This window comes from Haloferax sulfurifontis ATCC BAA-897, assembly GCF_000337835.1.
In the GTDB taxonomy this organism is placed as follows: domain Archaea; phylum Halobacteriota; class Halobacteria; order Halobacteriales; family Haloferacaceae; genus Haloferax; species Haloferax denitrificans.
The window spans coordinates 157,989-179,854 of record NZ_AOLM01000028.1 but is presented as its reverse complement, the minus strand read 5'-3'; the positions used below and the strand labels follow the sequence as shown (position 1 = coordinate 179,854).

Genomic DNA, 21,866 nt, shown 5'->3' with positions numbered 1-21,866 from the left:
CGCGGCCGCGGCGGGGACCGGGCCGACGCTCAGACCGGCTTCGGCGGGGGTCGAACGGTCCGGTCTACCGTTCGGTTCGGACGGCCCGCGCTACCTGCTCGATCGGGGTCGGGGGGCGTTCCGCGTCGTCGTTGCGGTCTCCGAGTTGGGTGCGGCACGACGCGCCCGGTGCGACGACCCGCTGTCCGTCGCTCGCCGCCACCTGCTCGAAGAGGATGTCCCCGATAGCGTCGCTCATCGACCGGTGTTCGGCCTCGTAGCCGAAGCTCCCGGCCATCCCGCAACAGCCGGAGTCGAGCGGGTCCACCGCGTAGCCGGCGCGCCTGAGCACGCCGACCGCGTGGTGGTCTTTCTTCACGGACTTCTGGTGGCAGTGGCCGTGGTAGGCGAGCGACTCGTCCGGCGCGTCGAACGCCAGTCGCTCGTCGAGGCGGAACGAATCGAGGTACTCCATCACGCCGTAGGTGTTGCGAGCGACCCGCTCGACGGCGGGGCCCGACAGGAGGTCGAGGTAGTCGGACTGGAGCATCACCGCGTCCGAGGGCTCGACCAACACCACGTCGCGTCCCGATTCGACCTTCGGGGCGAGTTCCGCGACGTTCTCGCGCGCCGTGTCCCGCGAGACGTCGAGAAAGCCCTTCGAATGCGCGGGCCGGCCGCTGTCGGTGTGGTCTGCGAGTTCGACGCGAACGCCCGCCGCTTCGAGGACGCGCACGGCCGCTTTTCCGGGTTCCGGGTGACTGTAGTTCGTGTACGTGTCGACGAAGAAGACGGCCGTCCGCTCGGCGTCCGCCGGGGCGACCCGCGACCCGCCGCGGGCCTCGAACCAGTCGTGGAGCGTCTCGCGCTCGAACGACGGGAGCGTCGCCTCGGACGTGATACCGACCGTGGACTCCAACAGCGACCGCGCGCCCGGGAGCTTCGTCGCCCAGTTCGAGACGGGCGCGAACGCGCTTCCCACCCTCGAGAGCGTGTCGACGTTGGCGAACAGCTTATCGCGGAGGCTCGCCCCCTCGCGGCGGTGGTACTCGTGGGTCACCTCGGCTTTCAGCTTCGCCATGTCGACCTCGCTCGGACAGTCGTTCGAACAGCCCTTACAGCCGATACAGAGGTCGAGCACCTCGTGCATGAACTCGACGTCGAACTGCTCGTCCGCCGAGAGGTCGCCGCTCATCGCCTGCCGGAGGAGGTTCGCGCGGCCACGCGTCGACTGTATCTCCTCGCCGCTCGCCCGGTAGGTCGGACACATCACCCCGCCGGTGGTGTCTTGGTCGCCGCGACAGCCGGCACAGCCGTGACAGAGTTCGGCCATCCCTTCGAACCCGTTGTCGTTCGTCCACTCCAAGGCGGGGTCGAAGCCGGCGTCGAACTCGTAGTCGGGGTCGTACCGCAAGTGCTCGGTCATCGAGACGCGCCGGGCGCGCTCGGGGGCGTCGTCCGGGAGCGGCTCGTCCGGTTCGTAGCCGCAGACCTGCCCCGGATTGAGGAGCCAGTCGGGGTCGTACGCCGTCTTCAGCTCTCGGAACGTCTGCCACAGCGAGTCCCCGTAGAGCCTGCGGTTCCACTGGGTCCGCGCCCGGCCGTCGCCGTGTTCGCCCGAGACGGAGCCGCCGAGGTCGACGACGAGTTCGGTCACGCGGTCGGAAATCTCCTCGTACGTCGCGAGGCCCTCTGCGGTCTTCGTGGTGACGAGCGGGCGGACGTGCAGGACGCCCGGCCCCGCGTGGCCGTAGAACGCCGCGAACGTCCCGAGGTCGTCGAGCACGTCGCGGAACCCGCCGACGAACTCGGGCAGGTGCTCGGCCGGGACGGCGCAGTCCTCGATGAACGAGAGGTGTTTCTCGTCGGTCGTCCGCGAGAGCAGAATCGGATTGCCGGCCTTCCTGAGCTTCCAGACTCGACCGCGCGCCGCCTCGTCGTGGGCCTCGATGGCGTCGACGGCGCTCTCGCCGACGCGGTCCGCGACGAGCGCGTCGACCTTCTCGCGGCCGGTCTCGTCGTCTTCGGCGTAGAACTCCACGAGGAGCGCGGCCCGCGTGCCGTCGGGGAGCATCCCCACGACGTCTTCGAACTCCGAGGTGTCGCCGGCGAGGTCGATGAGCGTGTCGTCGATGAACTCGACCGCCGCCGGGTCGTGTTCGAGGACCGCCACGACGTCTCTCACCGCCGTCATCAGCTCGTCGTAGGTGAGAAGCGCGACCGCTTTGGTCTCCGGGACGGGTTCGAGCGAGACGGTGACCTCGGTGATGAGCGCGAGCGTCCCCTCGGAGCCGGCGAGCAGGCGAGCGAGGTTCACCGACCCCGACTCGGCCTCGTCGACGAGCCAATCGAGGTTGTAGCCCGAGACGTTGCGCTTCAGGTCGGGGTAGCGCTCGCGGACGAGGTCCGACTCCGATTCGAGGATGCGGTGGACTTCGGCGTAGACGCGCTCTCGGATGCTCCCGTCGGGGTCCGCACCGGCGGCGAGTTCGTCGAGCGTGACCTCGCCGAACGTCGTCACCGTCCCGTCGGCGAGGACGGCCTCGACCTCCTCGACGTAGGCGTCCGTCTTGCCGTACTTCAGCGAGTGCGACCCCGTCGAGTTGTTCCCGATTGCGCCGCCGATGACGCTCCGGTTCCCGGCGGCGGGGTCGGGCGCGAACTTCAGGTCGTGCGGCGCGAGCCTCTCGTTGAGCTTCGACAGCGTGACGCCCGGCTGGACGCGCGCCGTCCGCGCCTCGGGGTCGACCGACAGCGGCGCGTCCATGTATCTCGTGAAGTCGAGGACGACCGCCTCGTTCACCGTCTGTCCGGCGAGGCTCGTCCCGCCGCCGCGCGGGAGCACGGGGACGTCCTCCCGTGCGCAGTATTCGACGACCGCCGCGACGTCCGCGGTGTCCGCCGGGAAGACGACCCCGATGGGCGTCACCTCGTAGGCGCTGGCGTCGGTCGCATAGAGCTGGCGGGAGTAGGAGTCGAAGCGAACGTCGCCGCTGACGCGCCGTTCGAGCGCGGCGAGGAGGTCGGGCCGGTCGACCTCGTCGCTCACGTAGTCGTAGTTCGTGTCCGATGCGTCTGCCGGGTCGGTGGCGGCTGTCTGTCGCGTCGTCATGCGGTGGTCTCGGATAGTAATCGCAACGTCTTGGTCGGTGGTCGCGTCGGCCGACGCCGACCGGCGAGCGCCGGTGTGGGTCGGGCGGCGCGTGACTGGGCGTCTCCCCGGTCCGGTCGAAGTCGGCGAACTCGGCGTCGGCTCGGTTCCGCTCGTCCGCGATGGGACTGCCGTCTCGGAGAGCCCCGAACCGACACCGGCGGCGGTCGCCGTTGACTCTCGTACACGCGAACGGACGGAGTCATCGTATTAGTGACTTACGCTACCACACGTCATCCGGTCGCTCGTCGCACCGGCGGCTGACTGGACCGCCGGGCGACCGAATCGACAGGACTGCCGACGACCGGAGGACTGACGCGTGGGCGGTCAGTCGGCCCGCAGAAAAACCGCGGAGCGGGTCAGTTCTGTCCGTGCTTCTGGACGTCCACGTCGGCGAACGACACGTCGCGTTCTTCGACGCCGACGGTCATCGAACCGATGTTCTCGATTGTCGCGTCGACGGTGTCGCCGTCCGCGAGGGGGCCGACGCCTTCCGGCGTCCCGGTCGTGATGACGTCGCCGACCTCTATCGTCGCGCCGATGGAGGCGTACTGGACGACGTCCGCGCACGTGTACACCATCTCACTGGTGTTTTCGGACTGACGGACCTCGCCGTTCACGGCGAGTTCGAGGTCGAGAGACTGGGGGTCGCCGACCTCGTCGGGCGTGACGACGCAGGGGCCGACGACGGTGAAGGTGTCGTAGGACTTGCGGTTCGAGCGGTCCTGGTCGCCGCGGACGGAGATGTCGAGGAGAATCGTGTAGCCGAAGATGTTCTCCCACGCCTCGTCGTTGGAGACGTCTTTCGACTCCTCGCCCATGACGAACGCGAGTTCGATTTCGTGGTCGATTCGGCGGTCGGAAAACGGGATGACGATGTTCTCCGAGGGGCCGATGACGCTCGACGGGGCCTTCAGGAAGTAGCCCTTGTCCTTGATGGAGAACCACTCGTCGGTCGTGATGTCCTTGTCCGCGATGGCCTCCGCGATGTGGTTCTCGTAGTTGAGCGGCGCGGCGATGACCTTCCCGGGGCGTTCGACCGGCGCTTCGAGCGTGACGTCCGACACGTCGACATCGGCGTCGGCGTCGATATACTCGCTCGCGTCGTAGTCCCCTTCCATGTACTCGACGAGCGGCTCGTCGCTCGTGAGTCCGAGGCGGTCGGTCAAATCGACGATACCCTCGCCGTCGTCGGTCAACAGACCGAGTTGGCTCTGGTTGAATCGAACGAACTTCATTACACTCGTTGATTTACCCGCAGGTGTTTAAATTACACCGGTTCAGGTAGACTGGGAACGCCGCCCCGTCGCCGTGACACGAACCACTATACCGGTCGGCGTCGCATCGTGGGGTAATGCAACACACGTTCGACGGGATGGAACCGGTGATAGACGAGCGCGCGTCCGTCTCGGAGATGGCCTACCTCGTGGGAGACGTCGCAGTCGGACCCCGCGCGAGCCTCTGGCCGTTCGTCTGCCTCCGCGGCGACCGGGGGGCCGTGACGGTCGGCGCGGACACCAACGTACAGGAGTTCACGATGCTCCACGGCGCGACGGTCGGAGACGGCGTGAGCATCGGCCACGGCGCGGTCATCGATTTCGCGACCGTCGAGGACGACGCGCTCGTCGGGATGGGAAGCCGCGTCCTCGGCGGGGCGACCGTCGAGTCCCACAGCATCGTCGCCGCGAACGCCGTCGTCACCCACGACCAGACCGTGCCGCCGGGCCATCTCGCGTACGGCGTCCCCGCGGAAACCCGACCGCTTTCGGACGCGCAACTGGCCGAAATCGACGACACGCGCGACCACTACGTCGAACTCGGCCGGGAGTTCGTCGAAGCCGGGCCGCATCGCTACGTGGAGTGACCGCCACCGCGACCGCCACCCCGGCGGGGCCACGCAGTCGACAGCTCACCGGTTTTCAGACAATACCGTAGACGGACCGGCGTGACGTGCCGACCGCAGTGGGGGTTCGATGCGAACCCGACCGTGCGGTTCGGCGGGTATCGCTCCGCCGAACCGGTGTTCGACGCGTTTTCATATCCCGAATAATCGTGTACGATTGACGGTATACTGTCGAGTATACATGTGAAGTATTCTACGCCCTCGGACCGGATAGCCGCCGGTATCGGCACGATGACTTTATGCACCAGCAGTACGAGCGTGTCACCAATGGTGCTGGAAATCAGAGAAGGGGAGTGTGTCGGATGAGTCCGCAGTACATCACGTCCGAGGACCACCTGCCGGCAGACACGGGGGGAGAAGTGACGGTTCAGGTGACGAATCAGGAGACGAAGGAGATATTTCAGACGCGTGCGCGCCTCTCGCGGGACAGTCACGACCTCGACGACCCAGAGCCGCTGACGGTGCTCCGCGGCCCCCACGAGAACGTCGAAGAGCAGTGGTATATCGAGATAATCGAGGCCGACCTCGACGGGGCCCCGGTCGACGACCAGGTCCTCGACCGATGCATCGAGCAGAGTCGAACGCAGTCCGACGTGGTCACGGTGCGAAGCGAGGACGTCCGCGCCCTCGTCACGTACCTCGTCGAGACCGGAGAGTACGACTCCGTCTCCGAGGCGGTCCGAACGTTCGTGACCCAACACCTCGCCGAGACCCGGCCGTTGCTCCTCGACCGCTACGTCGAGCGGCGCGTCCGCCTCGAACAGGACGACCTCTCGCGGCGGCTCACCGGCGGTGACGAGACGTGAACGCCGACCATCCCACAGAGAGTCTCCGCGAGTACGTCTCGCGTCTCGAACGCCGGGGCGACGTCGCTCGAATCGACCGGTCGGTCTCGTGGGATCTCGAAGCGAGCGCGATAACGATGCTCGCGAACCAGCGCGACGACCGGATTCCGCTCTTCGAGTCGGTCGCGGACACGGACATCGACGCGCGACTCGTCGGCGACCCGTACCGCGGCAGTCGGCGGCGGCCGTGGGACCGAATCGCCCTCGCGCTCGGACTGGACCCGGGGCTTTCCGCCGACGAGTACTACGAGACGGTCATCGACCGGCTCAAGCGACCCATCGCTCCCGAAACCGTCGACGGCGGCGACGCGCCCTGCAAGGAGGTCGTTCGGCGCGGCGAGGACGCCAACCTGCTGTCGCTCCCGTGGCCGTACATCCACGCCGGCGACGGCGGGCGGTACTCCAACCTCCACACGATGGTCGTCAAGGACCCCGACTCGGAGTGGATAGACTGGTCGGTCCACCGGGCGATGGTGCAGGACGGCGAGCGCGCGAGCCTGCTTCTCCTCGCGGGCGAGCAGACGCCGAACATCTACTACTACAAGTACGAACGTCGGGGGGAGCGAATGCCGGTCGCGCTCGTCATCGGCGGCGAGCCCGCGACGCAGGTGACCTCCTCGATGTGGATTCCCACGGGGCGCGACGAGGCCGGGTTCGCCGGCGGGCTGAAGCGCGAGCCGGTCGAACTCGTCGAGTGCGAGACGAACGACCTGCTGGTGCCGGCGAACGCCGAAATCGTCGTCGAGGGGCACGTCGTGCCGAACGAGCGATTGGACGAGGGACCGTTCGGGGACTACTTCGGCTACATGCACGGCCCCCGTCGCTCGATGCCGGTCCTCCAGGTGGACGCGATTACCCACCGACGACGGCCCGTGATACCGTTCTGCGTCGAGGGCTCGGGCGTCGGCCACACGCTGAACACGAGCGCGACGCTCGAAGTGGCGTGCGTCGGACCCGACGCCACGCTCGGTCTGCGAACGGCGGGCTACGACGTCGAGAAGTGCGTTCCGTGGCGGTTCACCTCCCGGACTGTCTACGTCGTTTCGACCGACGTGTCCCGCCCCGGCTACCTCCACGAACTGGCGAACTTCATCTTCACCACGTGGGGGATGCTCCACGTCGACTTCTTCGTGTTCGTCGACTCGGACGTGAACCCGCTGTCGATTCGGGAGGTGCTCGAATCGCTCGCGCTCCACGCCGACCCGGAGTCGGACTTCCACCAGTTCGGCACGGTCGCGATGCCGAAAGTCCCCCTGAACATCTACCAGACGCCGGAGGAGAAGGGAGACGGCGAGACCGGCACGTCCAAGACCAAGACGACGAAGGCGTACATCGACGCCACCTCGGGCGACGATGACGGGAACCGGGTCGATGCCGGTCTCGACGACGACTTCGTCCGGGAACGCGCCCGAGAAATCCTCTCTGCGGCCGGTGTCACCGTCGACGGCACCGAGGGAGGGAGCCTGTGATGCTCGGCGTTCGCGACCTGCTCGACCGGCTCGACGACGCCGACGACCTTGCCCGAATCGACGAGCGGACGCACTGGGCGGACACCGCGTTCGCGGTGAGCGCCGAGGCGGCGCGGGCCAACGGGCCGGCCGTGCTCCTCACGGACGCCGGCGGCCACGCGCGACTCCTCGCCGGAGGACTCGGCGGGCCCGACCGGCTCGCAGTGCGTTCGCGCGACCCCTGGTCGCGTCTCGGCGCGGCGCTGGGACTCGGCTTCGACGCGGGCTACCTCGACGTGCTCGACGCGCTGGTCGCCGCCCGCCACGGCGGTCCCGTACCCGCGGTGGAACCCGCGGCCGCCACCGAGACGGTGTCCGACCTTCGGTCGCTGGGACTCCCGGCGGTCTCGGACACCGGCGTCCCGGCGGTCACCCTCGGCCTCGGCGCACACTCGAAAACGGCCGACGACGGGGGCGATGCCGACAGCGAACGGGCGTCCGACGCGGTCGATACCGACGCAGTCGAGTGGTTCCCGGTTCGGGGGTCCGTCCGCGGGAGCAACGGGCTCAGGCTCTCGGTCCCGGCGGACCTCGCCGCCGACGTCGCCCCAGGGACGACCGTCTCGTTCGCGCTCGGAACGCCGCCGGCGGCGCTCGTGGGCGCAATCATGCGCTGGGTCGGCGAGACGCAGGTCGCCGGCGCGCCGGCCGTCGCGAACGCGTTCGGGTCGGTTCCGGTGGCCTCGACGGCCGCGGGAGCCGTCCCGGCGGAAAGCGAGGTGCTCGTGGACGCGACGATTACGGGTCGCGCCGACGGCGACGATGCGGGTCGAGCGCCAGAGACGCGTCGGGAGCCGTGGGAGGACGCGATGGCGACCGCGACCGTCGAGGCCCGCGCCGAACGGGTGACCGTCCGCGAGAACCCGGTCGTCCCGTTCTCGCCGACCGGCGCGCCGATGGCCGACGGCCGCGCGCTCCTCTCCGTCATCGAGTCCGCCCGCCTGTACGGCCGCGTGAACAACTACTGGGGCGTCGCGCCGGTCGAGTGGCTCGCGTTGCCCGCGGAGACCGGACTCGGCATCTGCCTCGTCGCCAGCGAAATCCTGTACGCGGGCTTCGAGTGGCAACTCGCCAACACGCTGTTTTCGTTCTCGCGGCTCTTCGACAAAATCGTCGTGCTCGACACCGAGACCCGCCCGATGGACCTCGCGCGGGCGTTCGACGACATCTGGGTGAAGGCGCACCCGGCGAACGACTGGGAGTTCTCCGACTCCGCCGCGCCGGCGGCGAGCGCGCCGTACTACCGACAGGACGGCGCGACGGGCGCGAACGTCTACGTCAACGCCGCGTGGGACCCCCGGTGGGACGAGGAGTTCATCGCCCCGCGGGTCACCTTCGAGACCATGTATCCCGAGGCGCTCCGCGAGGCCGTCCGGGCCGACTGGGCCGACATGGGGTTCGACCACGGCGACGAACACGAACCGCGGGGACAGCGAGGCGACGCGACGGACGGTGGTGACGAGTGAGGCCCGCCGGGACGACGGAACGCATCGCGCACACCGCCGCGAGCCCCGAAGGCGAAAACAGCACGTACGTGCTCCCGGACCGCGGCGTCGTCGTCGACCCGGGGCCGCCGGGAGACGCGTCGTGGGAGGTTCTGCGGTCGGGGTTGTCGGCGGCGGGGCTCCCCGTCGAGCGGGTCGAGACGGTCGTCGTCACCCACTGGCACGCCGACCACGCCGGGTTGGCACCCAGACTCGCGGCGGCCGCCGACGCGGCGCTCGCCCTGCACGAAGCCGACGCGCCGTTAGTCGCGGCGTACGCCGCCGAGCGGAACCGCCGACTGGACCGAGACGCCCGCCGCCTCCGCGAGTGGGGGGTTCCCGACGCCCTCGTTTCGGAGCTTCGGGACGCCGACGAGCCGTCTCCGATGCCCCACGAGTACCCCGTCGTCACGCTCACCGACGGCGCGGCGGTGGGGGGTATCGAGGTCGTTCACGCGCCGGGACACACCGCGGGACACGTCGTGCTCGACGCCGGAGACGCCCTGTTTCTCGGTGACGCGGTCCTCCCGACGTACACGCCGAACGTCGGCGGCACCGACACCAGACTGACCGACGCGCTCGCGACGTACCTCGACACGCTCGACCGCATTCGAGAGCGCGCCCGCGAGGCCGACGCCCAGCCGGTCGCGTTCCCCGGCCACGGCTCGTCGGTCGAGCTCCTCGACCGAATCGACGCGATTCGCGCCCACCACACCGAGCGGGTCCGCACCGCCGTCGCGGAGCTTTCAGACCGGGACGGTGACGGGGTGACTCCGTGGGCCGTCGCGCGCTCGCTGTTCGGCGAGATGCGCGGTATCCACGCGAAGATGGGGGCCGGCGAGGCCGCCGCGCATCTGGCGTTCGCCGCCGACCGCGGGCTGGCCGAACGAGTCGGTGTCGGGCCGGACAGATACGTCAGGGGCGACGCTCGGTCGTTCGACGGCGTCGACTGCTGACCGAGCGGTCGCCGCTTCGCGTTACAGATAAGGTCCTCGACACACGAGGGGAGGGTATGACGTTACTGGAGCGTGCTCTCTCCGAGGAGCACCACGACGTGCTGGACCGCGCGGAAACGTTTGCGACGGAGTCGGTCGCCCCCCGCGCCGAAGAAATCGAGCGAAGTCGGGAGTTCCCCCGCGACGTCGTCGAGGCCGCGGGCGACGCCGGGCTGTTGGGGATTCTCGTTCCCGAGGAGTACGGCGGCCTCGGCGGCGACTTCCTCTCGTACTGCCTCGCGATAGAGCGCATCGCCGAGGAGAGCGGCGCGGTGGCGGAGACGATTCAGGGCCACACGTTCGCGATGCTCCCCGTGTTGAACTTCGGCACCGACGCACAGCGCGAGCGACTGCTTCCCGACATGGTCGCCGGCGACGCCGTCGGGTCGATGCTGTTGACCGAGCCCGGCGCGGGGTCGTCGCCGACGGAACTCGGGACGGTCGCCGAGGCGACCGACACCGGCTACCGAATCTCCGGAGAGAAGTCGTTCGGGACGAACGCGGGCGTCGCCGACGTCCATCTCGTCGTCGCGCGGAAACGGCCACAGCCCGAGGACTCCCACGGTGTGAGCGTCTTTCTCGTCCCCAGTCCCGACGAGGTCGACGGGTTCTCGTTCGAGCGAGGGGAGTACCTCGGCATGCACGGGCACGTCACCGGCGATTCGACGTTCGATGACGTCGCGGTCGACGCGGACGCGCTCTTGGGAGCCGTCGGTCAGGGCTTCCGCATCGCGATGGGCACTATCGACATGGCCCGGACGGGACTCGGGGCCATCGGTTGTGGAATCGGCCGCGCCGCGTTCGACGAGGCGGTCGCGTACGCCGGCGACCGGCGACAGGGCGGCAAGGCCGTCGGCGAGTATCAGGCCGTGCAGGTGCTCGTCGCGGAGATGGACTCCCGACTCGAATCGGCCCGCGGTCTCGTCTACGACTCCGCGGTCCGCATCGCCGACGGAGAGGGGGACACCCGCGTGTCGTCGCGGGCGAAGTTCACGGCGAGCGAGGCCGCGGAGTTCTGTGCCCGAAACGCCATGCAGGTGTACGGCGGGAAGGGCTACCGGACGGACTACCCCCTCGAACGGTACTACCGCGACGCCCGCATCCTCGCGATTATCGGCGGCACCACCGAGATTCAAAAGACCACGGTGGCGAGCGCGGCGCTGGGGCTCTGAGCGTCGCCCATGGTTCGGAACTACGACAGAATCGCTCTCTCCCGGGCGGAGCAGGTAGCGCTCATCGAGGAGGCGCCGGTCGCCCGCGTCGCCACCGTCGGCCCGGACGGCCTGCCGCACGTCGTGCCGGTCGCCGCCGCGGTCGTCGACGGTCGCCTCTGTTTCGAGACCGACGCGGACTCGGTCAAGGTCGAAAACATCAGGTCGACGGGCGTCGCCGCGGCGGTCGTCGACGCCGGGGAATCGGAATACGCCGAGCATCGCGGCGTTCAGTGGCGCGGGCCGGCGGCCGTCGTCGACGACCCAGAACAGGTGGCGGACATCGAGCGCGCGCTGTTCGGCACCGTGAAGTCCATCCCGGACGCGAGCGGCCACGAGCGCGTCAAAATCGCGCTGACGCCCGAGCGAACCGTCTCGTGGGACTTTCGAAAACTCGGATAAGTCGGATAGGACGAGGGCGAACGGGCGCGCTCCGGTTCAGCGCGTGCCGTCTCGGTCGCGGCCGGTCGACGGAACCGCGCCGTCGTACTTGATGCGCTCGAAGACGGTTCGACAGCCGTTGCAGTAGTACTGGCTCTTCGAGACTTCGCCGCCGAATCTCGACTCTCGTTCGGTGTCGCCGGAGCCGCAGAACGGGCAGACGGCCTCTGGGGGGTTGCCGTCACCGTCGCCGTCGTCCGTGTCGGCTCCGCGGTCCGATGCGCCGCCGCTTCCGCCGCGGAACGACTCAGTGGAACTCATTCGATGACGTACTCCCTGTTCGTGACGCCCTGCAGTTGGTCGGCGACGCGCTGGTCGATGTGACCGTCGCCGCTCCGGCGTCGTTTCTCGTCCCACTCGTCGGGGTCCGGCACGTCGTCGGTCAGCGCGGGGACGGCGACGTCGGTCCCCGCGAACAGGTCCACGTAGTGCTCGCGGAACGCGCCGCGAATCTCGGCGACCGCGCGGTCGGTGAAGCCCGCCTCGACGAGCGGGTCCGCGCCCGCGCCGTGGGTCGCGGGACCGATGAACGCGAGGATGCCCGGGAAGTAGCGTTCGAGAGCGGCTTCGACCGCCTCGGGCTGGTCGACCGCCAGCGTCTCGAGGCGAGCGTCGTGGTGTTCGAGATGGAAGTACTCGTCTTCGCCCATCTTCTGGACCATGCCGGTGAAGTCCTCGTGTCGGATGGCGTCGAGCAGGAGCCACGCGGCCCGGTCGGAGAGGGCCACCTGAACCATGAACGTCGGCCACGCCTCGGCTTCCTCGTCCAGTGGTTGCGCGTTCGCGTACTCCGCCGGCTCGCGGTCGGTTTCGAGCCAGTCGCGGTCGACACCCTGCTTTTCGAGCAGGCGGAACAGTTGGCGGACCTGGCCGATTTCGTCCTGACCGTTGGACGCGCCGGAGATGTCGTCTTCGAGGTTCGGACCCTTCAGCATCCACTCCCCGTAGCGCTGGCCGAGGAGCAACTTCGTGTCGGCGATGGCCTGCACGTAGTCGCGGGCGACCTCGGGCCAGCGGCTCTCGGCGTCTGCACTCATGCGACCCTCCGACTGCTGATGGGTTCTTCGTCGACTTCGAGCAGGTCCTCCTCGCGGACGACGCCCATGAAGTCCCAGTCTTCCTCGTCGTACGTTCGGTGGGCGTAGATTCGCGCGAGGCGGTCCGAGTCCGCCTGAACGGTTCCTGCGTGTATCATGTCGTCTCCGGATCTGTTGCGGGTGAATACGTGGTACTTCATAAGCCGATTCCTGCGTCTCGAAGTTCTTCTCGCGCGCGGTCGGTGAGCATGTCTTTCGACCAGACGGGGTCCCACGTCACCTCGATGGTGACGTCGGTGACGCCGCGGACGGTCCGAAGGACGGCGCGGACGTCGTCCTGAATCATGTCGTAGGCCGGACAGCCCATACAGGGGTAGGTCATCGTGACGGTGACCTCGCCGGCGTCGACCTCGATGTCGTAAATCATCGCCATGTCGACCAGACTGACCGGGATGTGCGGGTCGGGCACCTCGTCGACGGTCGCCCAGAGCTCCTGTTCGAACTCGTCGGCGTCCTCTTCGGGTCCGACACTGAATCCGGCCGTTCCGATACCTGCGGTGTTCGCGCTCATACTACACTTCCACCTCTAACTTGCCGGACTGGAGCATGTTGACGTACTTCTCGTTGGCGGGGCCGCGCGAGCGCCATCGGTCGAGGACGTCGTCCCAGCCGATCGGCTCGTCGAAGCGCCACTCCTTGTTGTCGGCGTCGAACGCGACCGGCATGTCGTATTCGAGGACGTACTCCTCGGCCTCGTCGTCGAAGTGCGCGGGCACGTCGAGGTCCAGTTCGTTCGCGAGGGGAACGGTGTGGCTCATCCACTCCTGTCGGAGTTCGTCGTTGGTCTTCCCCTTGATGCGGTAGTCGAGTTGGTCGGTGTTGTGCTTCTTGCCGTCCGGCATGCCGAACCACTCGATTCCCATCGGGAACATCCAGTCGACCGCGTCCTGCACGCGCTGTTTCGTCTTCTCGGAGTTGTTGACCAGCCGGCGCATCCACGTTTCGCCGTGGCGGAGGTGGAACTGCTCTTCCTTTCCGACCTTCCGGAGCGCGCGTTTCCACGGGGCGTACGAGGTGTTCGCCTCGATGTCGCTCAGGAGCACCATCCCGGCGCGGTCGAAGAGACCGTGCCCGCAGACGAGTTCCGCGAACGTCTCGAGGTGCTGGTCGAAGCCGTAGGTGTTGCGGAACTCGTGCGGCTCGCGCTCGTAGATGAGCTCTTCGCGGTCCTCGCCGAGGTCTTCGAGCAGTCGGTAGGCGATGTGACCGTGGCCGAGTTCGTCTTGGATGACGCTGATACACGACGCACGCGAGTCGAGCGTCGGCGCGTTCATCGACATCTCGTAGTACGCGGGCGCACTCATGAGTTCGGTGTCCGCCGAGACCTTGAGGGTCGCCTTCAACGCCTTCTTGTACCCCTCGGTCATCTCCGACTCGTCTTCGATCATCCGACCGTTCTGTAGCTGGTTCTTAAATTGTTTTTCCGTTGGCATGGCTTGTCTAATCGAACTCATCAAACAATTAGAGTCGAGCGTTATGAATGTTTCTCTGTCCCACCCCCGACGCTCGACGACGCGCCGGCCGTAATGTAACTCCACATATAGTTCGATACGAATATTTTAGGCAGTCGGGTCCAGTATCGGTTGTATGGGTATTCAGACACGTCACGCTGAAAACGAAGATGGAAGCGACATACTGGAGCTCTGGCACGGGTTCACGGACCACCTCTCGCGGTTCGACGACCGATACGGCCACAGCGACCAGGCCGACGAACGCTGGCTCCGCTACTTCGAGAACCAGCTCGTCGATTCGAAGTACGGCACCGTGCTCTTGGCCGAGGTCGACGGCGAGGACGACCCCGTCGGCGTCCTCGAAGCCCGCGTGATGGGCGACCATCCGATTTTTCGACTCGCGAACCACGGATACGTCCACGGCCTCTTCGTGCGCGAGGAACACCGCGGCGCAGGCGTCGCCGGCGAGTTACTCGACGCGGCGGCCGTGTGGTTCAAAGAAGAGCCGCGGGCGGTCGACTACTATCGAATCGACGTGTTAGCGGACGACGACACCGCCGCGAAGATGCTGGAGTCCCACGGGCTGGACCCCGTCGAACTCGTCTACGAAGAACGCCTCTAACATGGTCGAATACTACGAAGTCGAGTTCGTCGACGAAGGGCGCACCATCCAGGTTCCCGACGACCGGCCGGTGTTGGAGGCCGCCGAAGAGGTCGGAGTCGACCTCCCGTACCAGTGCCGAATGGGCGTCTGCGGCGTCTGTTCGGCCCTCCGGGTCGTCGAGGGCGAGGTCGACCAAGTGGAGGCGATGTTCCTCTCGGAGTCCGAAAAAGAGGAAGGCTACGTCCTGACCTGCGTCGCAAAAGCGCGGTCGGACCTGAAGCTTCGGTCGAACTGCGGCCCCTGAAACCCATTCTTTCGTCCGTTTTTGGCTGGCGATACCGACCTTCGAGCAGTCGCGTCTCGAACGCCACGACGAGATTACCGTCCCATCGAGTCCCCACCGTGGCGCTCGAACGACGGCAGTGTATACGTACCTGTATACAGTTCTAGACCGGGATTCATCACGGTCGTTCGAGAAAGTACCTCTGAGGGAGGTTACAACCATATGACTGTAATTGGTGGTGTACCCGGTTCGGTCCGAAGCCGATTCGGTCGAACTCGGTGACGGTCTCTACGAGAAGACATTACAGTCGTATATCTGTAATATTTGGACGCCACAGCCGGCGTCACGCGGCGTGGCGCGTCAACCGACGATTCGTATACGGTTCTGTATACAGGCCGGCTGTGAACGCGGGGGTGCGCGTCGTTAAGTATTAATAGCCCGCTATGGAAATGACAGTCGATGTCAGACACCGACTTCGAGACCATCGACTGGTCGTTCGACGAGGAGACCGGACTGGGGCGTATCACGCTCGACCGCCCGAAGGCGATGAACGCGATTAACATCCAGATGCAACACGACCTCATCGACGCCTTCGACGCCTTCCAGGCGCTGGACGACGAGGCCGATGGCATCGCAGTCAGGGCCGTCATCGTGGATTCCGCGGGCGACAAGGCGTTCTGTTCGGGGTTAGACGTCGGCGAGATGAGCGACTTCTCGACGTACCACCAGAAAAAACGCGTCCCCGACCTCTTCTGTGAGATGTGTGCGGCCTTCGAAGAGTACGATGCGCCCGTCGTCGCCGCCGTCGACGGGCTCTGTCTCGGCGGCGGGTTCGAAATCGTGATGTCGTCGGACTTCCGGTTCGCCGTCGAGGCCGCCTCGTTCGGCCAGCCCGAAGTGAACTTCGGCGTCCTCCCCGGCGGTGCCGCGGCGCAACGGCTGACCACGATGGTCGGTGCCAGCCGAGCCAAGGAGATTACGATGACCGGCGATCAGCTCAGCGCCGCCGAAGCCGCCGAGAGCGGTATCCTGACGGACGTCGTCGCCGACACCGACGAACTCGACGAACGCGTCGACGAGCTGGTGTCGAAGCTCGCGAGCAAACCGCCGCTCGCGGTCCGCTCTATCAAACAGGCGGTCAACATCACGCGCAACGTCGGCTACGACGCCGGCATCGAGTACGCCAGCCACGCGTGGCCCGCTCTCGCGCAGTCCGACGACTACGCGAAGGCGATCGACGCCTTCGGAAGCGACGAGCAACCGGAATTCGAGGGGAAGTAAAGCCGTGACGACCGACTCGCCGGACATCAGAGACAGCTTCGACTTCGAGGGGCGAACCGCCTGCGTGACCGGCGCCGCACAGGGCATCGGCGAGGCCGTCGCCGAGGCCTTCGCCGCCCTCGGAGCGAACGTCGTCGTCGCCGACATCGACGGCGCGGGCGCGGAGGCGGTCGCGGAGCGGGTCGCGGACGCGCACGGCGTCCGCGCGGTCGGCCTCGAAACCGACGTCTCGGAGTACGACGCGGCGGTGGCGATGGTCGAAGCGACCGTCGAGGAGTTCGGCTCGCTCGACGTCCTCGTCAACAACGCCGGGGTGGCGGGCGTCGAGAAGTTCCTCGACTCGGAGCCGGCCGACTGGGACGAGAAGCTCGGCGTCTCGCTGTACGGGACGCTCAACTGCACGCACGCGGCGCTCCCCGGGATGGTCGAGCGCGGCGACGGCGTCGTCGTCAACTACGCGAGTTCGTCCTACCGGGGGAACGACCCCGGACTGGCGGTGTACGGCGCGGCGAAGGCCGCGAACCGCTCGTTTACGAAGACGATGTCCAAGGAGGTCGGCGGGTCCGGCGTCCGCGTCAACTGCGTCTGTCCGGGCACCGTCGAGACGCCGTCCACCAAGGCGTTCGTCGAGAAGTACCGCGAGAAACTGGGACAGTCGTACGCGCTCGAACGGGTCGGCCGCCCCCAAGAGGTCGCCAACGCGGTGGTGTTCCTCGCCAGCGACGCCGCGAGCTGGATCACCGGCGAGACGGTTCACGTCGACGGCGGCTACGTCCGGCGGTAGTCGTTCGACTTCGACCGAATTCTCCCGGGGCGAAACCGCCCCGACGACTCACCGTCCCACCGTCAGATCGTCCGATTCTCAGGCTTCCTGCCGCTGGCGCTCGCGTTCCCGGAGCTTCACGCGCTGAATCTTACCGGTCTCGGTCCGCGGAAGCTCGTCGACGTACTCGACGCGACGCGGATACTTGTACGGCGCGAGCGTGTTCTTGACGTGGTTCTGGAGCGACTCGGTCAGCTCGTCGCTCGCGTCGAATCCGTCTGCGAGGATGACGAAGGCCTTGACCACCTGGCCGCGTTCCTCGTCGGGCGCGCCGACGACGGCGACCTCGGACACCTCGTCGAGCTCTTGTAGCACTGCCTCGACTTCCGGGCCGGGGATGTTGTAGCCGCTGGAGATGATGAGGTCGTCCTCTCGGGCCTTGTATTCGAGGCGGCCGTCCTCGCGGTGGATGTAGATGTCGCCGGGGAGGCTCCAGCCGTCGACGAGCGCGTTCTCCTGTTTCTCCGGGCGGTTCCAGTACGAGATGCCGGTCGGCCCGCGAACCGCGAGCAGACCCGCCTCGCCGCGCGGAAGCTCCTCGCCGGTGTCGGGGTCGATGACCTTACACTCGTAGCCGGGGACCGGGTAGCCCGTCGCTCCGGGGTCGATGTCCTGGCCCTCCCGGTGGCTCACGAAGATGTGGAGCATCTCCGTGGTGCCGATACCGTCGTAAATCTCCACGCCGTAGCTGTCTTTGAACTTGTTGAACGTGCTCGGCGTCAGGGGTTCGCCGGCGCTGATTGCCATCCGGAGCGACGAGGTGTCGTACTCCTCGGGACCGTCGGGGTACTTCTGAAGAATCTGGTTGTACGCGGTCGGTATCGAGCAGATAATCGTGATTCCGTGGTCTTCGACGGCCTGAAGCAGATCGCCGGGAGACGCGTTCTCGACGAGGCTCGTGGTCGCGCCGAACCGGAGCGGCATCGTCACCAAGTCGCCGTAGCCGTAGGCGAAGGGGAGCGGCGGATTCCCGCCGAACACGTCGTCTTCGGTGGGGTTGAGACAGTACCGGGCGTAGCTGTCCGCGGTCGCCAGCACCTGTCTGTGCGTGTGTGTCGCCCCCTTGGGCTCGCCCGTCGTCCCGGAGGTGTAGAGCATGAGCGCGAGGTCGTCGCGGGTCGTCTGGTGGGCGTCGAGGTCGTCGTCGGTTCCGGCAGTCAGCTCGTCGTAGTCCGTGTGGTCGTGTTCGACGCCGTTTCGCTCGACGACGACGACGTTCTCGACCGTGTCGGTCCGCGGGAGCGCCTCGTCGATTTCGTCGAGAAGCGCGTCGTAGACGACGACCGTCGAGGCCTCGGCGTTGTTGATGATGTGGACGAGCTCGGCCGCGCGGAGCAGTTTCATCGAGGGGAGCGCCACCGCACCGATCTTCTGGGCGGCGAGACAGGAGACGATTGCCTCGGGGCGGTTCGTGAACCGAACGACCACGCGGTCACCGGGCTCGACGCCCAGATTCACGAGGCCGTTCCCGAGGCGGTTGACCTGTCGTTGCAGTTCGGCGTACGTCATCTCCTCGTCTTCGAACCGGATGGCGACGTTGTCCCCTCGACCCTCCGAAACGTGACGGTCGACCAGTTCGGTAACTACGTTGACGTGCTCCGGGTAGTGGAGCTCCGGTAGCGCGTGAACGAGGTTCGGTCCCACGTCTGGTAGGTACGACTCGGGTATCTTCTCTTGCATGGGCTGGCTGTATAATCAATATTAATCACGAAATATCTTGCGGTGTGTTCAGTAATAACCACCTGTATGCTGAGGGGACCCGCCGTCGGAGCGATTGACGCGAAGATACCGACGAACGGCACAGCGACGGGTGATTTCGCTAGCCTTCGAAGGGAGCCTGCATCTCGGGAGTGAACGTCGTGGGGTTCCCCGCTCGGTCGAAACACCCGTACTCGGTGACGCCGGATATCCGAACGGTTCCCTCGGTTCGGAACGCGTGTTCGACTCGAATCGCGTCGTCGTCGACCGCCCGAACGTCGCTTTCGACCGCGAGTTCCGAGTTGAATCGGACGGGCGATTTGAACTCCCAGTGCCAGTCGCGGATGCGGTACGGCTGTCGGTCGCCCGATATCGCGGCCAGGCTCACTCCGTCCGCCGCGAGAAACGACTCCAGCGCGACGTCGGCGAACCGCGGGTACTCCTCGAAGTACGCGAGCTCGGACGACTCGATGTGCGGCGCGTTCACGCTGAACGACTCCTCGAACGTGGGATACCGATTCGGGTCGCTCTCGGGGTCGTCACCGGGACCGACGTCGACCGTCCGGTCGACCCGGTGGTCGGCCAGCGTTTGTTTGACGTCTGCCGGGAGCGAGAGCGCACCCCCTTCCGGGGCAATCGTCACGTGGGTCATCCGGGCCGTCGAGAGCGGTTCGCCGTCGCCGTCGGTCGTCTCGTAGACCAGTTCGAGACTGGAGTCGCCGACGTGAGTCGCCTCGACGTCGACCGAGACCGTTTCGCCGAAGGCGGGATACCGATACACGGTCGTATCGACGCCGACGGGCGCGTAGGGAATCGCCCCGTCGGAGACCAAGTCCTCGAACGAGTAGCCGACCTCGCGGGCGAACACCTGCGTCGATATCAGTTGCCAGTCGAAGAACTTCGCGCCGTGGACGAGCGGGCCGGCCATCTCGCCGAAGCGAAGTTGGTGGCCGTCAATGACACGCATAGAGTGTCATTTACTATCGTTCTATAATACGGTTCAGATGTCGGCAAGGACGTGGCGTATCACCGGGGCGCGTCGGTCGGCCGCTTCAGGAAGATGTTCGTCGCCCGCCAGTAGATGACCTCGTCGGCGGCCTCGTTCGTCGCTTCGACTTCGGTCGTGATGTAGCCTCTGTCGTCTCGACTGCTCGACTCGGTTTTTTCGAGCGTTTGGGCCTCCACGCGGATGGTGTCGCCCGGATAGACGGGCGTCTTCCAGCGGAGTTCGTCGAGTCCGAACGACCCCAGCGTCGCCGTCTCTGCGAGGAATCCGTCTACCAGCAAGCGCATGCACGACCCCGCGGTGTGCCAGCCGCTGGCGATGATGCCGCCGTACATCGTCTCCTCTGCGACCTCCGGGTCGGCGTGAATCGGCTGTGGGTCGTAGCGCTCGGCGAATCGCAGGAGTTCGGTTCGGTCGGCCGTGTAGGTGCCGAGGTCGAGAACCTCTCCGACCGGGATGTCTTCGTAGTAGCGTTGTGACATCGAACAGTAAGTCGCGCAAACGAAGTAATAAGTGCTCGTGTCCGACTCCCCGCTCTCTCGCGGGCGCGCGATCAGACCGCGGCTCGCGCGCGTCCCGAACACGGGAACCTGTCCACCATCATCGACCGACACACATCTACCCCACCATTGACCGACACACATCTACCGCGTCTCCCGCCAAACCCACCGTTCGCTGGCAAGCGACCGCAGAGGTGTCAGCCAGTCTAGGCGGACGACAACACACCACAAAGTTATTTAACCCCACTAATCAATGATGACATTCATGGTCGGGAAAAACCCAATTCGCAGACGGAACTTCGTGAAACTGAGCGGTGTTGCGGGCGTCGGACTGCTGGCGGGATGTGCCGGTGGTGGGTCCGGCACGGAAGACGGGGCAGGGACCACTGAAGGCGAAACCGGAGGCGGCGGGACGACGGGACAGACCGACAGCTCCGGAGGCGGCTCCGGCGAGCCCATCGTCATCGGCTCGCTCCAGCCGCTTTCGGGGTCGTTCACCCCGTGGGGGAACGCCCACCGCGCCGGGCTCGCGTTCGCGATCCAAGAAGTCAACGAGGCCGGCGGCGTCCTGGGCCGGCAGTTGGAAATCGTCGAGTCGGACACACAGAGCGACGCCGGACAGGCGGACACCATCTTCCGCCGGTTCGTCGAACAGGAGAACGCGGTGGCGACGGTCGGTCCCGTCTCGTCAGACGTCGGTATCCGAACCGCACGCACCGCACAGGAACTCGAAGTCCCGATGCTCCTCCACATGTCCGGGACGAACCAGGCAATCACCCCGGAGACGACCTACACGTTCCGAGTCGGGTTGCTTCCGGCGGCCACGACGATGCAGGCCCAGGCGAGCCTCGTCGCCGAGGCCGGCTACTCGAACGTCGGCGCAATCATCGGTGACTACGCGTGGGGCCGCTCCGTCGAGGCGGGGATTCAACAGCACTTCGACGTGGACGTGAACGTGCAGGCCGCGCCGGTCGGCGCGAGCGACTTCAGGTCGTTCATCCGGAGATATCCGCAGGACCTCGAGATGATGGTCGCGACGGGCCACCCGCCGGGGTCGCTCAGCATCGCGGGCCAGCTGAACGAACTCGGCTACTCGCCGGAGGTCGTCACCGGCCCGAGCTTCCCGCCGGGCGTCATCGCGGGCGCGCTCGGCGACCTCGCCTTCGAAGGCGGGTTCACTCACGTCCACAACACCGACGTGTACAGCGACGAGTTCGCGGAGGTGGCGCGGCGCTTCGGCGAGGCGACGGGGAACCAGTTCGACACCCACACCGCCTACGGCTACGTCTCGGGGAAGATGCTGGCACAGGCCATCGAAGACGCCGGGTCGACGGACTCGACGGCCATCGCCGACGCCATTCGGAACATCAAGTTCGACACCCTGTTCGCGAACCCCATCGAGTACACGGAGAACGGCGAGCTGAAAAACCAGGTGCAGATATACAGCCAACTGACGTCGGAAGCGCCGTCGTACTTCCCCGAGGGGAACTTCGGCTTCGAAGAGCAGTTCCGGACCGACGCACTGCCCGCACTCCCCGCCGACCAATGATGGCGCGATTCGGTCGGGGTACCGCCGTCGCCCGATTCGCCGCTCGGAGCGGAGCGA

22 protein-coding genes are annotated in these 21,866 nt (G+C 66.7%); 12 read left to right on the top strand and 10 right to left on the bottom strand.

All coding sequences use genetic code 11. The features are described from left to right. Nucleotides 1-64: 64 nt before the first annotated feature. Together C441_RS17870 and C441_RS17860 are read right to left on the bottom strand one after the other, a co-directional pair. On the bottom strand, nucleotides 65-3,091 hold the full coding sequence (locus tag C441_RS17870) for an FAD-binding and (Fe-S)-binding domain-containing protein (RefSeq protein ID WP_007276357.1): 3,027 nt from the start codon (nucleotides 3,089-3,091) through the stop codon (nucleotides 65-67). Between the two features lie 398 nt (nucleotides 3,092-3,489). Next, the gene (locus tag C441_RS17860; RefSeq protein WP_007276355.1) at nucleotides 3,490-4,368 is read right to left on the bottom strand and encodes a fumarylacetoacetate hydrolase family protein; all 879 of its coding nucleotides are present in this window, start codon (nucleotides 4,366-4,368) and stop codon (nucleotides 3,490-3,492) included. Between the two features lie 116 nt (nucleotides 4,369-4,484). On the opposite strand from C441_RS17860, the gene C441_RS20545 reads away from it, so the two are divergent. From C441_RS20545 to C441_RS17825, 7 genes are all read left to right on the top strand, one after another. Next, the gene (locus tag C441_RS20545) at nucleotides 4,485-4,994 is read left to right on the top strand and encodes a gamma carbonic anhydrase family protein (protein WP_007276354.1); all 510 of its coding nucleotides are present in this window, start codon (nucleotides 4,485-4,487) and stop codon (nucleotides 4,992-4,994) included. 341 nt (nucleotides 4,995-5,335) lie between these two features. Next, nucleotides 5,336-5,839 (top strand): hypothetical protein, encoded by a 504-nt coding sequence (locus tag C441_RS17850; protein ID WP_007276353.1) that lies wholly within the window; start codon nucleotides 5,336-5,338, stop codon nucleotides 5,837-5,839. Continuing rightward, nucleotides 5,836-7,347 carry a UbiD family decarboxylase gene (locus C441_RS17845; RefSeq protein WP_007276352.1) on the top strand — a complete coding sequence of 504 codons (1,512 nt, stop codon included), beginning with the start codon at nucleotides 5,836-5,838 and terminating at the stop codon, nucleotides 7,345-7,347. The genes C441_RS17850 and C441_RS17845 overlap by 4 nt, the downstream gene beginning before the upstream one ends. Next, on the top strand, nucleotides 7,347-8,852 hold the full coding sequence (locus tag C441_RS17840) for a UbiD family decarboxylase domain-containing protein (RefSeq protein WP_049920683.1): 1,506 nt from the start codon (nucleotides 7,347-7,349) through the stop codon (nucleotides 8,850-8,852). Before C441_RS17845 ends, C441_RS17840 begins: the two co-directional genes overlap by 1 nt. After that, nucleotides 8,849-9,826: an MBL fold metallo-hydrolase gene (locus tag C441_RS17835; RefSeq protein WP_007276350.1), complete on the top strand. Its 978-nt coding sequence runs from the start codon at nucleotides 8,849-8,851 to the stop codon at nucleotides 9,824-9,826. The genes C441_RS17840 and C441_RS17835 overlap by 4 nt, the downstream gene beginning before the upstream one ends. 56 nt (nucleotides 9,827-9,882) lie before the next feature. Continuing rightward, nucleotides 9,883-11,037, top strand: a complete 1,155-nt coding sequence (locus C441_RS17830; protein WP_007276349.1) for an acyl-CoA dehydrogenase family protein — start codon at nucleotides 9,883-9,885, stop codon at nucleotides 11,035-11,037. Between the two features lie 9 nt (nucleotides 11,038-11,046). Further along, nucleotides 11,047-11,478, top strand: a complete 432-nt coding sequence (locus tag C441_RS17825) for a pyridoxamine 5'-phosphate oxidase family protein (RefSeq protein WP_004967931.1) — start codon at nucleotides 11,047-11,049, stop codon at nucleotides 11,476-11,478. A gap of 36 nt (nucleotides 11,479-11,514) precedes the next feature. Here C441_RS17825 and C441_RS17820 read toward each other — a convergent pair whose 3' ends face one another. From C441_RS17820 to C441_RS17800, 5 genes are read right to left on the bottom strand one after another with little or no spacing between them, the layout of a single operon-like run. Then, the gene (locus C441_RS17820) at nucleotides 11,515-11,778 is read right to left on the bottom strand and encodes a PaaD-like zinc ribbon domain-containing protein (RefSeq protein WP_007276348.1); all 264 of its coding nucleotides are present in this window, start codon (nucleotides 11,776-11,778) and stop codon (nucleotides 11,515-11,517) included. After that, a complete protein-coding gene (locus tag C441_RS17815; protein ID WP_007276347.1) occupies nucleotides 11,775-12,554 on the bottom strand; it encodes a Phenylacetic acid catabolic protein in 780 nt (259 codons plus the stop codon). Before C441_RS17815 ends, C441_RS17820 begins: the two co-directional genes overlap by 4 nt. Further along, nucleotides 12,551-12,712 carry a phenylacetic acid degradation PaaB family protein gene (locus C441_RS17810; RefSeq protein ID WP_229722690.1) on the bottom strand — a complete coding sequence of 54 codons (162 nt, stop codon included), beginning with the start codon at nucleotides 12,710-12,712 and terminating at the stop codon, nucleotides 12,551-12,553. Before C441_RS17810 ends, C441_RS17815 begins: the two co-directional genes overlap by 4 nt. A 38-nt stretch (nucleotides 12,713-12,750) precedes the next feature. Continuing rightward, entirely contained in the window at nucleotides 12,751-13,125 is a 375-nt protein-coding gene (locus tag C441_RS17805) for a metal-sulfur cluster assembly factor (protein ID WP_007276345.1), read from the bottom strand. Nucleotide 13,126: 1 nt separating this feature from the next. Next, nucleotides 13,127-14,002, bottom strand: a complete 876-nt coding sequence (locus C441_RS17800; protein ID WP_007276344.1) for a Phenylacetic acid catabolic protein — start codon at nucleotides 14,000-14,002, stop codon at nucleotides 13,127-13,129. Between the two features lie 199 nt (nucleotides 14,003-14,201). Here C441_RS17800 and C441_RS17795 point away from each other — a divergent pair, with 199 nt between their 5' ends. From C441_RS17795 to C441_RS17780, 4 genes are all read left to right on the top strand, one after another. Further along, nucleotides 14,202-14,687 carry a GNAT family N-acetyltransferase gene (locus C441_RS17795; RefSeq protein ID WP_007276343.1) on the top strand — a complete coding sequence of 162 codons (486 nt, stop codon included), beginning with the start codon at nucleotides 14,202-14,204 and terminating at the stop codon, nucleotides 14,685-14,687. A gap of 1 nt (nucleotide 14,688) precedes the next feature. Next, nucleotides 14,689-14,973: a 2Fe-2S iron-sulfur cluster-binding protein gene (locus tag C441_RS17790; protein ID WP_007276342.1), complete on the top strand. Its 285-nt coding sequence runs from the start codon at nucleotides 14,689-14,691 to the stop codon at nucleotides 14,971-14,973. 438 nt (nucleotides 14,974-15,411) lie between these two features. After that, on the top strand, nucleotides 15,412-16,233 hold the full coding sequence (locus C441_RS17785) for an enoyl-CoA hydratase/isomerase family protein (RefSeq protein ID WP_007276341.1): 822 nt from the start codon (nucleotides 15,412-15,414) through the stop codon (nucleotides 16,231-16,233). A gap of 4 nt (nucleotides 16,234-16,237) precedes the next feature. After that, nucleotides 16,238-17,017 carry an SDR family NAD(P)-dependent oxidoreductase gene (locus tag C441_RS17780; protein ID WP_007276340.1) on the top strand — a complete coding sequence of 260 codons (780 nt, stop codon included), beginning with the start codon at nucleotides 16,238-16,240 and terminating at the stop codon, nucleotides 17,015-17,017. A 78-nt stretch (nucleotides 17,018-17,095) separates the two neighbouring features. On the opposite strand, the gene C441_RS17775 is transcribed toward C441_RS17780, so the two are convergent. The 3 genes from C441_RS17775 to C441_RS17765 form a co-directional block, all read right to left on the bottom strand. Further along, nucleotides 17,096-18,736 carry an acyl-CoA synthetase gene (locus C441_RS17775; RefSeq protein WP_188424349.1) on the bottom strand — a complete coding sequence of 547 codons (1,641 nt, stop codon included), beginning with the start codon at nucleotides 18,734-18,736 and terminating at the stop codon, nucleotides 17,096-17,098. Nucleotides 18,737-18,875: 139 nt separating this feature from the next. Beyond that, on the bottom strand, nucleotides 18,876-19,721 hold the full coding sequence (locus C441_RS17770) for a thioesterase family protein (protein WP_007276338.1): 846 nt from the start codon (nucleotides 19,719-19,721) through the stop codon (nucleotides 18,876-18,878). A 59-nt stretch (nucleotides 19,722-19,780) separates the two neighbouring features. Beyond that, nucleotides 19,781-20,242, bottom strand: coding sequence for a MaoC family dehydratase (locus C441_RS17765; RefSeq protein ID WP_007276337.1), 462 nt, complete (start codon nucleotides 20,240-20,242; stop codon nucleotides 19,781-19,783). A 283-nt stretch (nucleotides 20,243-20,525) separates the two neighbouring features. Between C441_RS17765 and C441_RS17760 the strand changes: the two genes are divergently transcribed. Continuing rightward, on the top strand, nucleotides 20,526-21,809 hold the full coding sequence (locus C441_RS17760; protein WP_007276336.1) for an ABC transporter substrate-binding protein: 1,284 nt from the start codon (nucleotides 20,526-20,528) through the stop codon (nucleotides 21,807-21,809). Nucleotides 21,810-21,866: the final 57 nt, after the last annotated feature.

What these genes read in the sequence shown, in the direction of transcription:
- C441_RS17795 (WP_007276343.1), top strand. Translation starts at nt 14,202, where the DNA reads ATGGGTATTCAGACACGTCACGCTGAAAACGAAGATGGAAGCGACATA.
- C441_RS17805 (WP_007276345.1), bottom strand. Translation starts at nt 13,125, where the DNA reads ATGAGCGCGAACACCGCAGGTATCGGAACGGCCGGATTCAGTGTCGGA.
- C441_RS17820 (WP_007276348.1), bottom strand. Translation starts at nt 11,778, where the DNA reads ATGAGTTCCACTGAGTCGTTCCGCGGCGGAAGCGGCGGCGCATCGGAC.
- C441_RS17870 (WP_007276357.1), bottom strand. Translation starts at nt 3,091, where the DNA reads ATGACGACGCGACAGACAGCCGCCACCGACCCGGCAGACGCATCGGAC.
- C441_RS17770 (WP_007276338.1), bottom strand. Translation starts at nt 19,721, where the DNA reads ATGCGTGTCATTGACGGCCACCAACTTCGCTTCGGCGAGATGGCCGGC.
- C441_RS20545 (WP_007276354.1), top strand. Translation starts at nt 4,485, where the DNA reads ATGCAACACACGTTCGACGGGATGGAACCGGTGATAGACGAGCGCGCG.
- C441_RS17765 (WP_007276337.1), bottom strand. Translation starts at nt 20,242, where the DNA reads ATGTCACAACGCTACTACGAAGACATCCCGGTCGGAGAGGTTCTCGAC.
- C441_RS17800 (WP_007276344.1), bottom strand. Translation starts at nt 14,002, where the DNA reads ATGATCGAAGACGAGTCGGAGATGACCGAGGGGTACAAGAAGGCGTTG.
- C441_RS17830 (WP_007276349.1), top strand. Translation starts at nt 9,883, where the DNA reads ATGACGTTACTGGAGCGTGCTCTCTCCGAGGAGCACCACGACGTGCTG.
- C441_RS17815 (WP_007276347.1), bottom strand. Translation starts at nt 12,554, where the DNA reads ATGAGTGCAGACGCCGAGAGCCGCTGGCCCGAGGTCGCCCGCGACTAC.
- C441_RS17760 (WP_007276336.1), top strand. Translation starts at nt 20,526, where the DNA reads ATGGTCGGGAAAAACCCAATTCGCAGACGGAACTTCGTGAAACTGAGC.
- C441_RS17775 (WP_188424349.1), bottom strand. Translation starts at nt 18,736, where the DNA reads ATGCAAGAGAAGATACCCGAGTCGTACCTACCAGACGTGGGACCGAAC.
- C441_RS17850 (WP_007276353.1), top strand. Translation starts at nt 5,336, where the DNA reads ATGAGTCCGCAGTACATCACGTCCGAGGACCACCTGCCGGCAGACACG.
- C441_RS17790 (WP_007276342.1), top strand. Translation starts at nt 14,689, where the DNA reads ATGGTCGAATACTACGAAGTCGAGTTCGTCGACGAAGGGCGCACCATC.
- C441_RS17825 (WP_004967931.1), top strand. Translation starts at nt 11,047, where the DNA reads ATGGTTCGGAACTACGACAGAATCGCTCTCTCCCGGGCGGAGCAGGTA.
- C441_RS17785 (WP_007276341.1), top strand. Translation starts at nt 15,412, where the DNA reads ATGTCAGACACCGACTTCGAGACCATCGACTGGTCGTTCGACGAGGAG.
- C441_RS17810 (WP_229722690.1), bottom strand. Translation starts at nt 12,712, where the DNA reads ATGATACACGCAGGAACCGTTCAGGCGGACTCGGACCGCCTCGCGCGA.
- C441_RS17860 (WP_007276355.1), bottom strand. Translation starts at nt 4,368, where the DNA reads ATGAAGTTCGTTCGATTCAACCAGAGCCAACTCGGTCTGTTGACCGAC.
- C441_RS17840 (WP_049920683.1), top strand. Translation starts at nt 7,347, where the DNA reads ATGCTCGGCGTTCGCGACCTGCTCGACCGGCTCGACGACGCCGACGAC.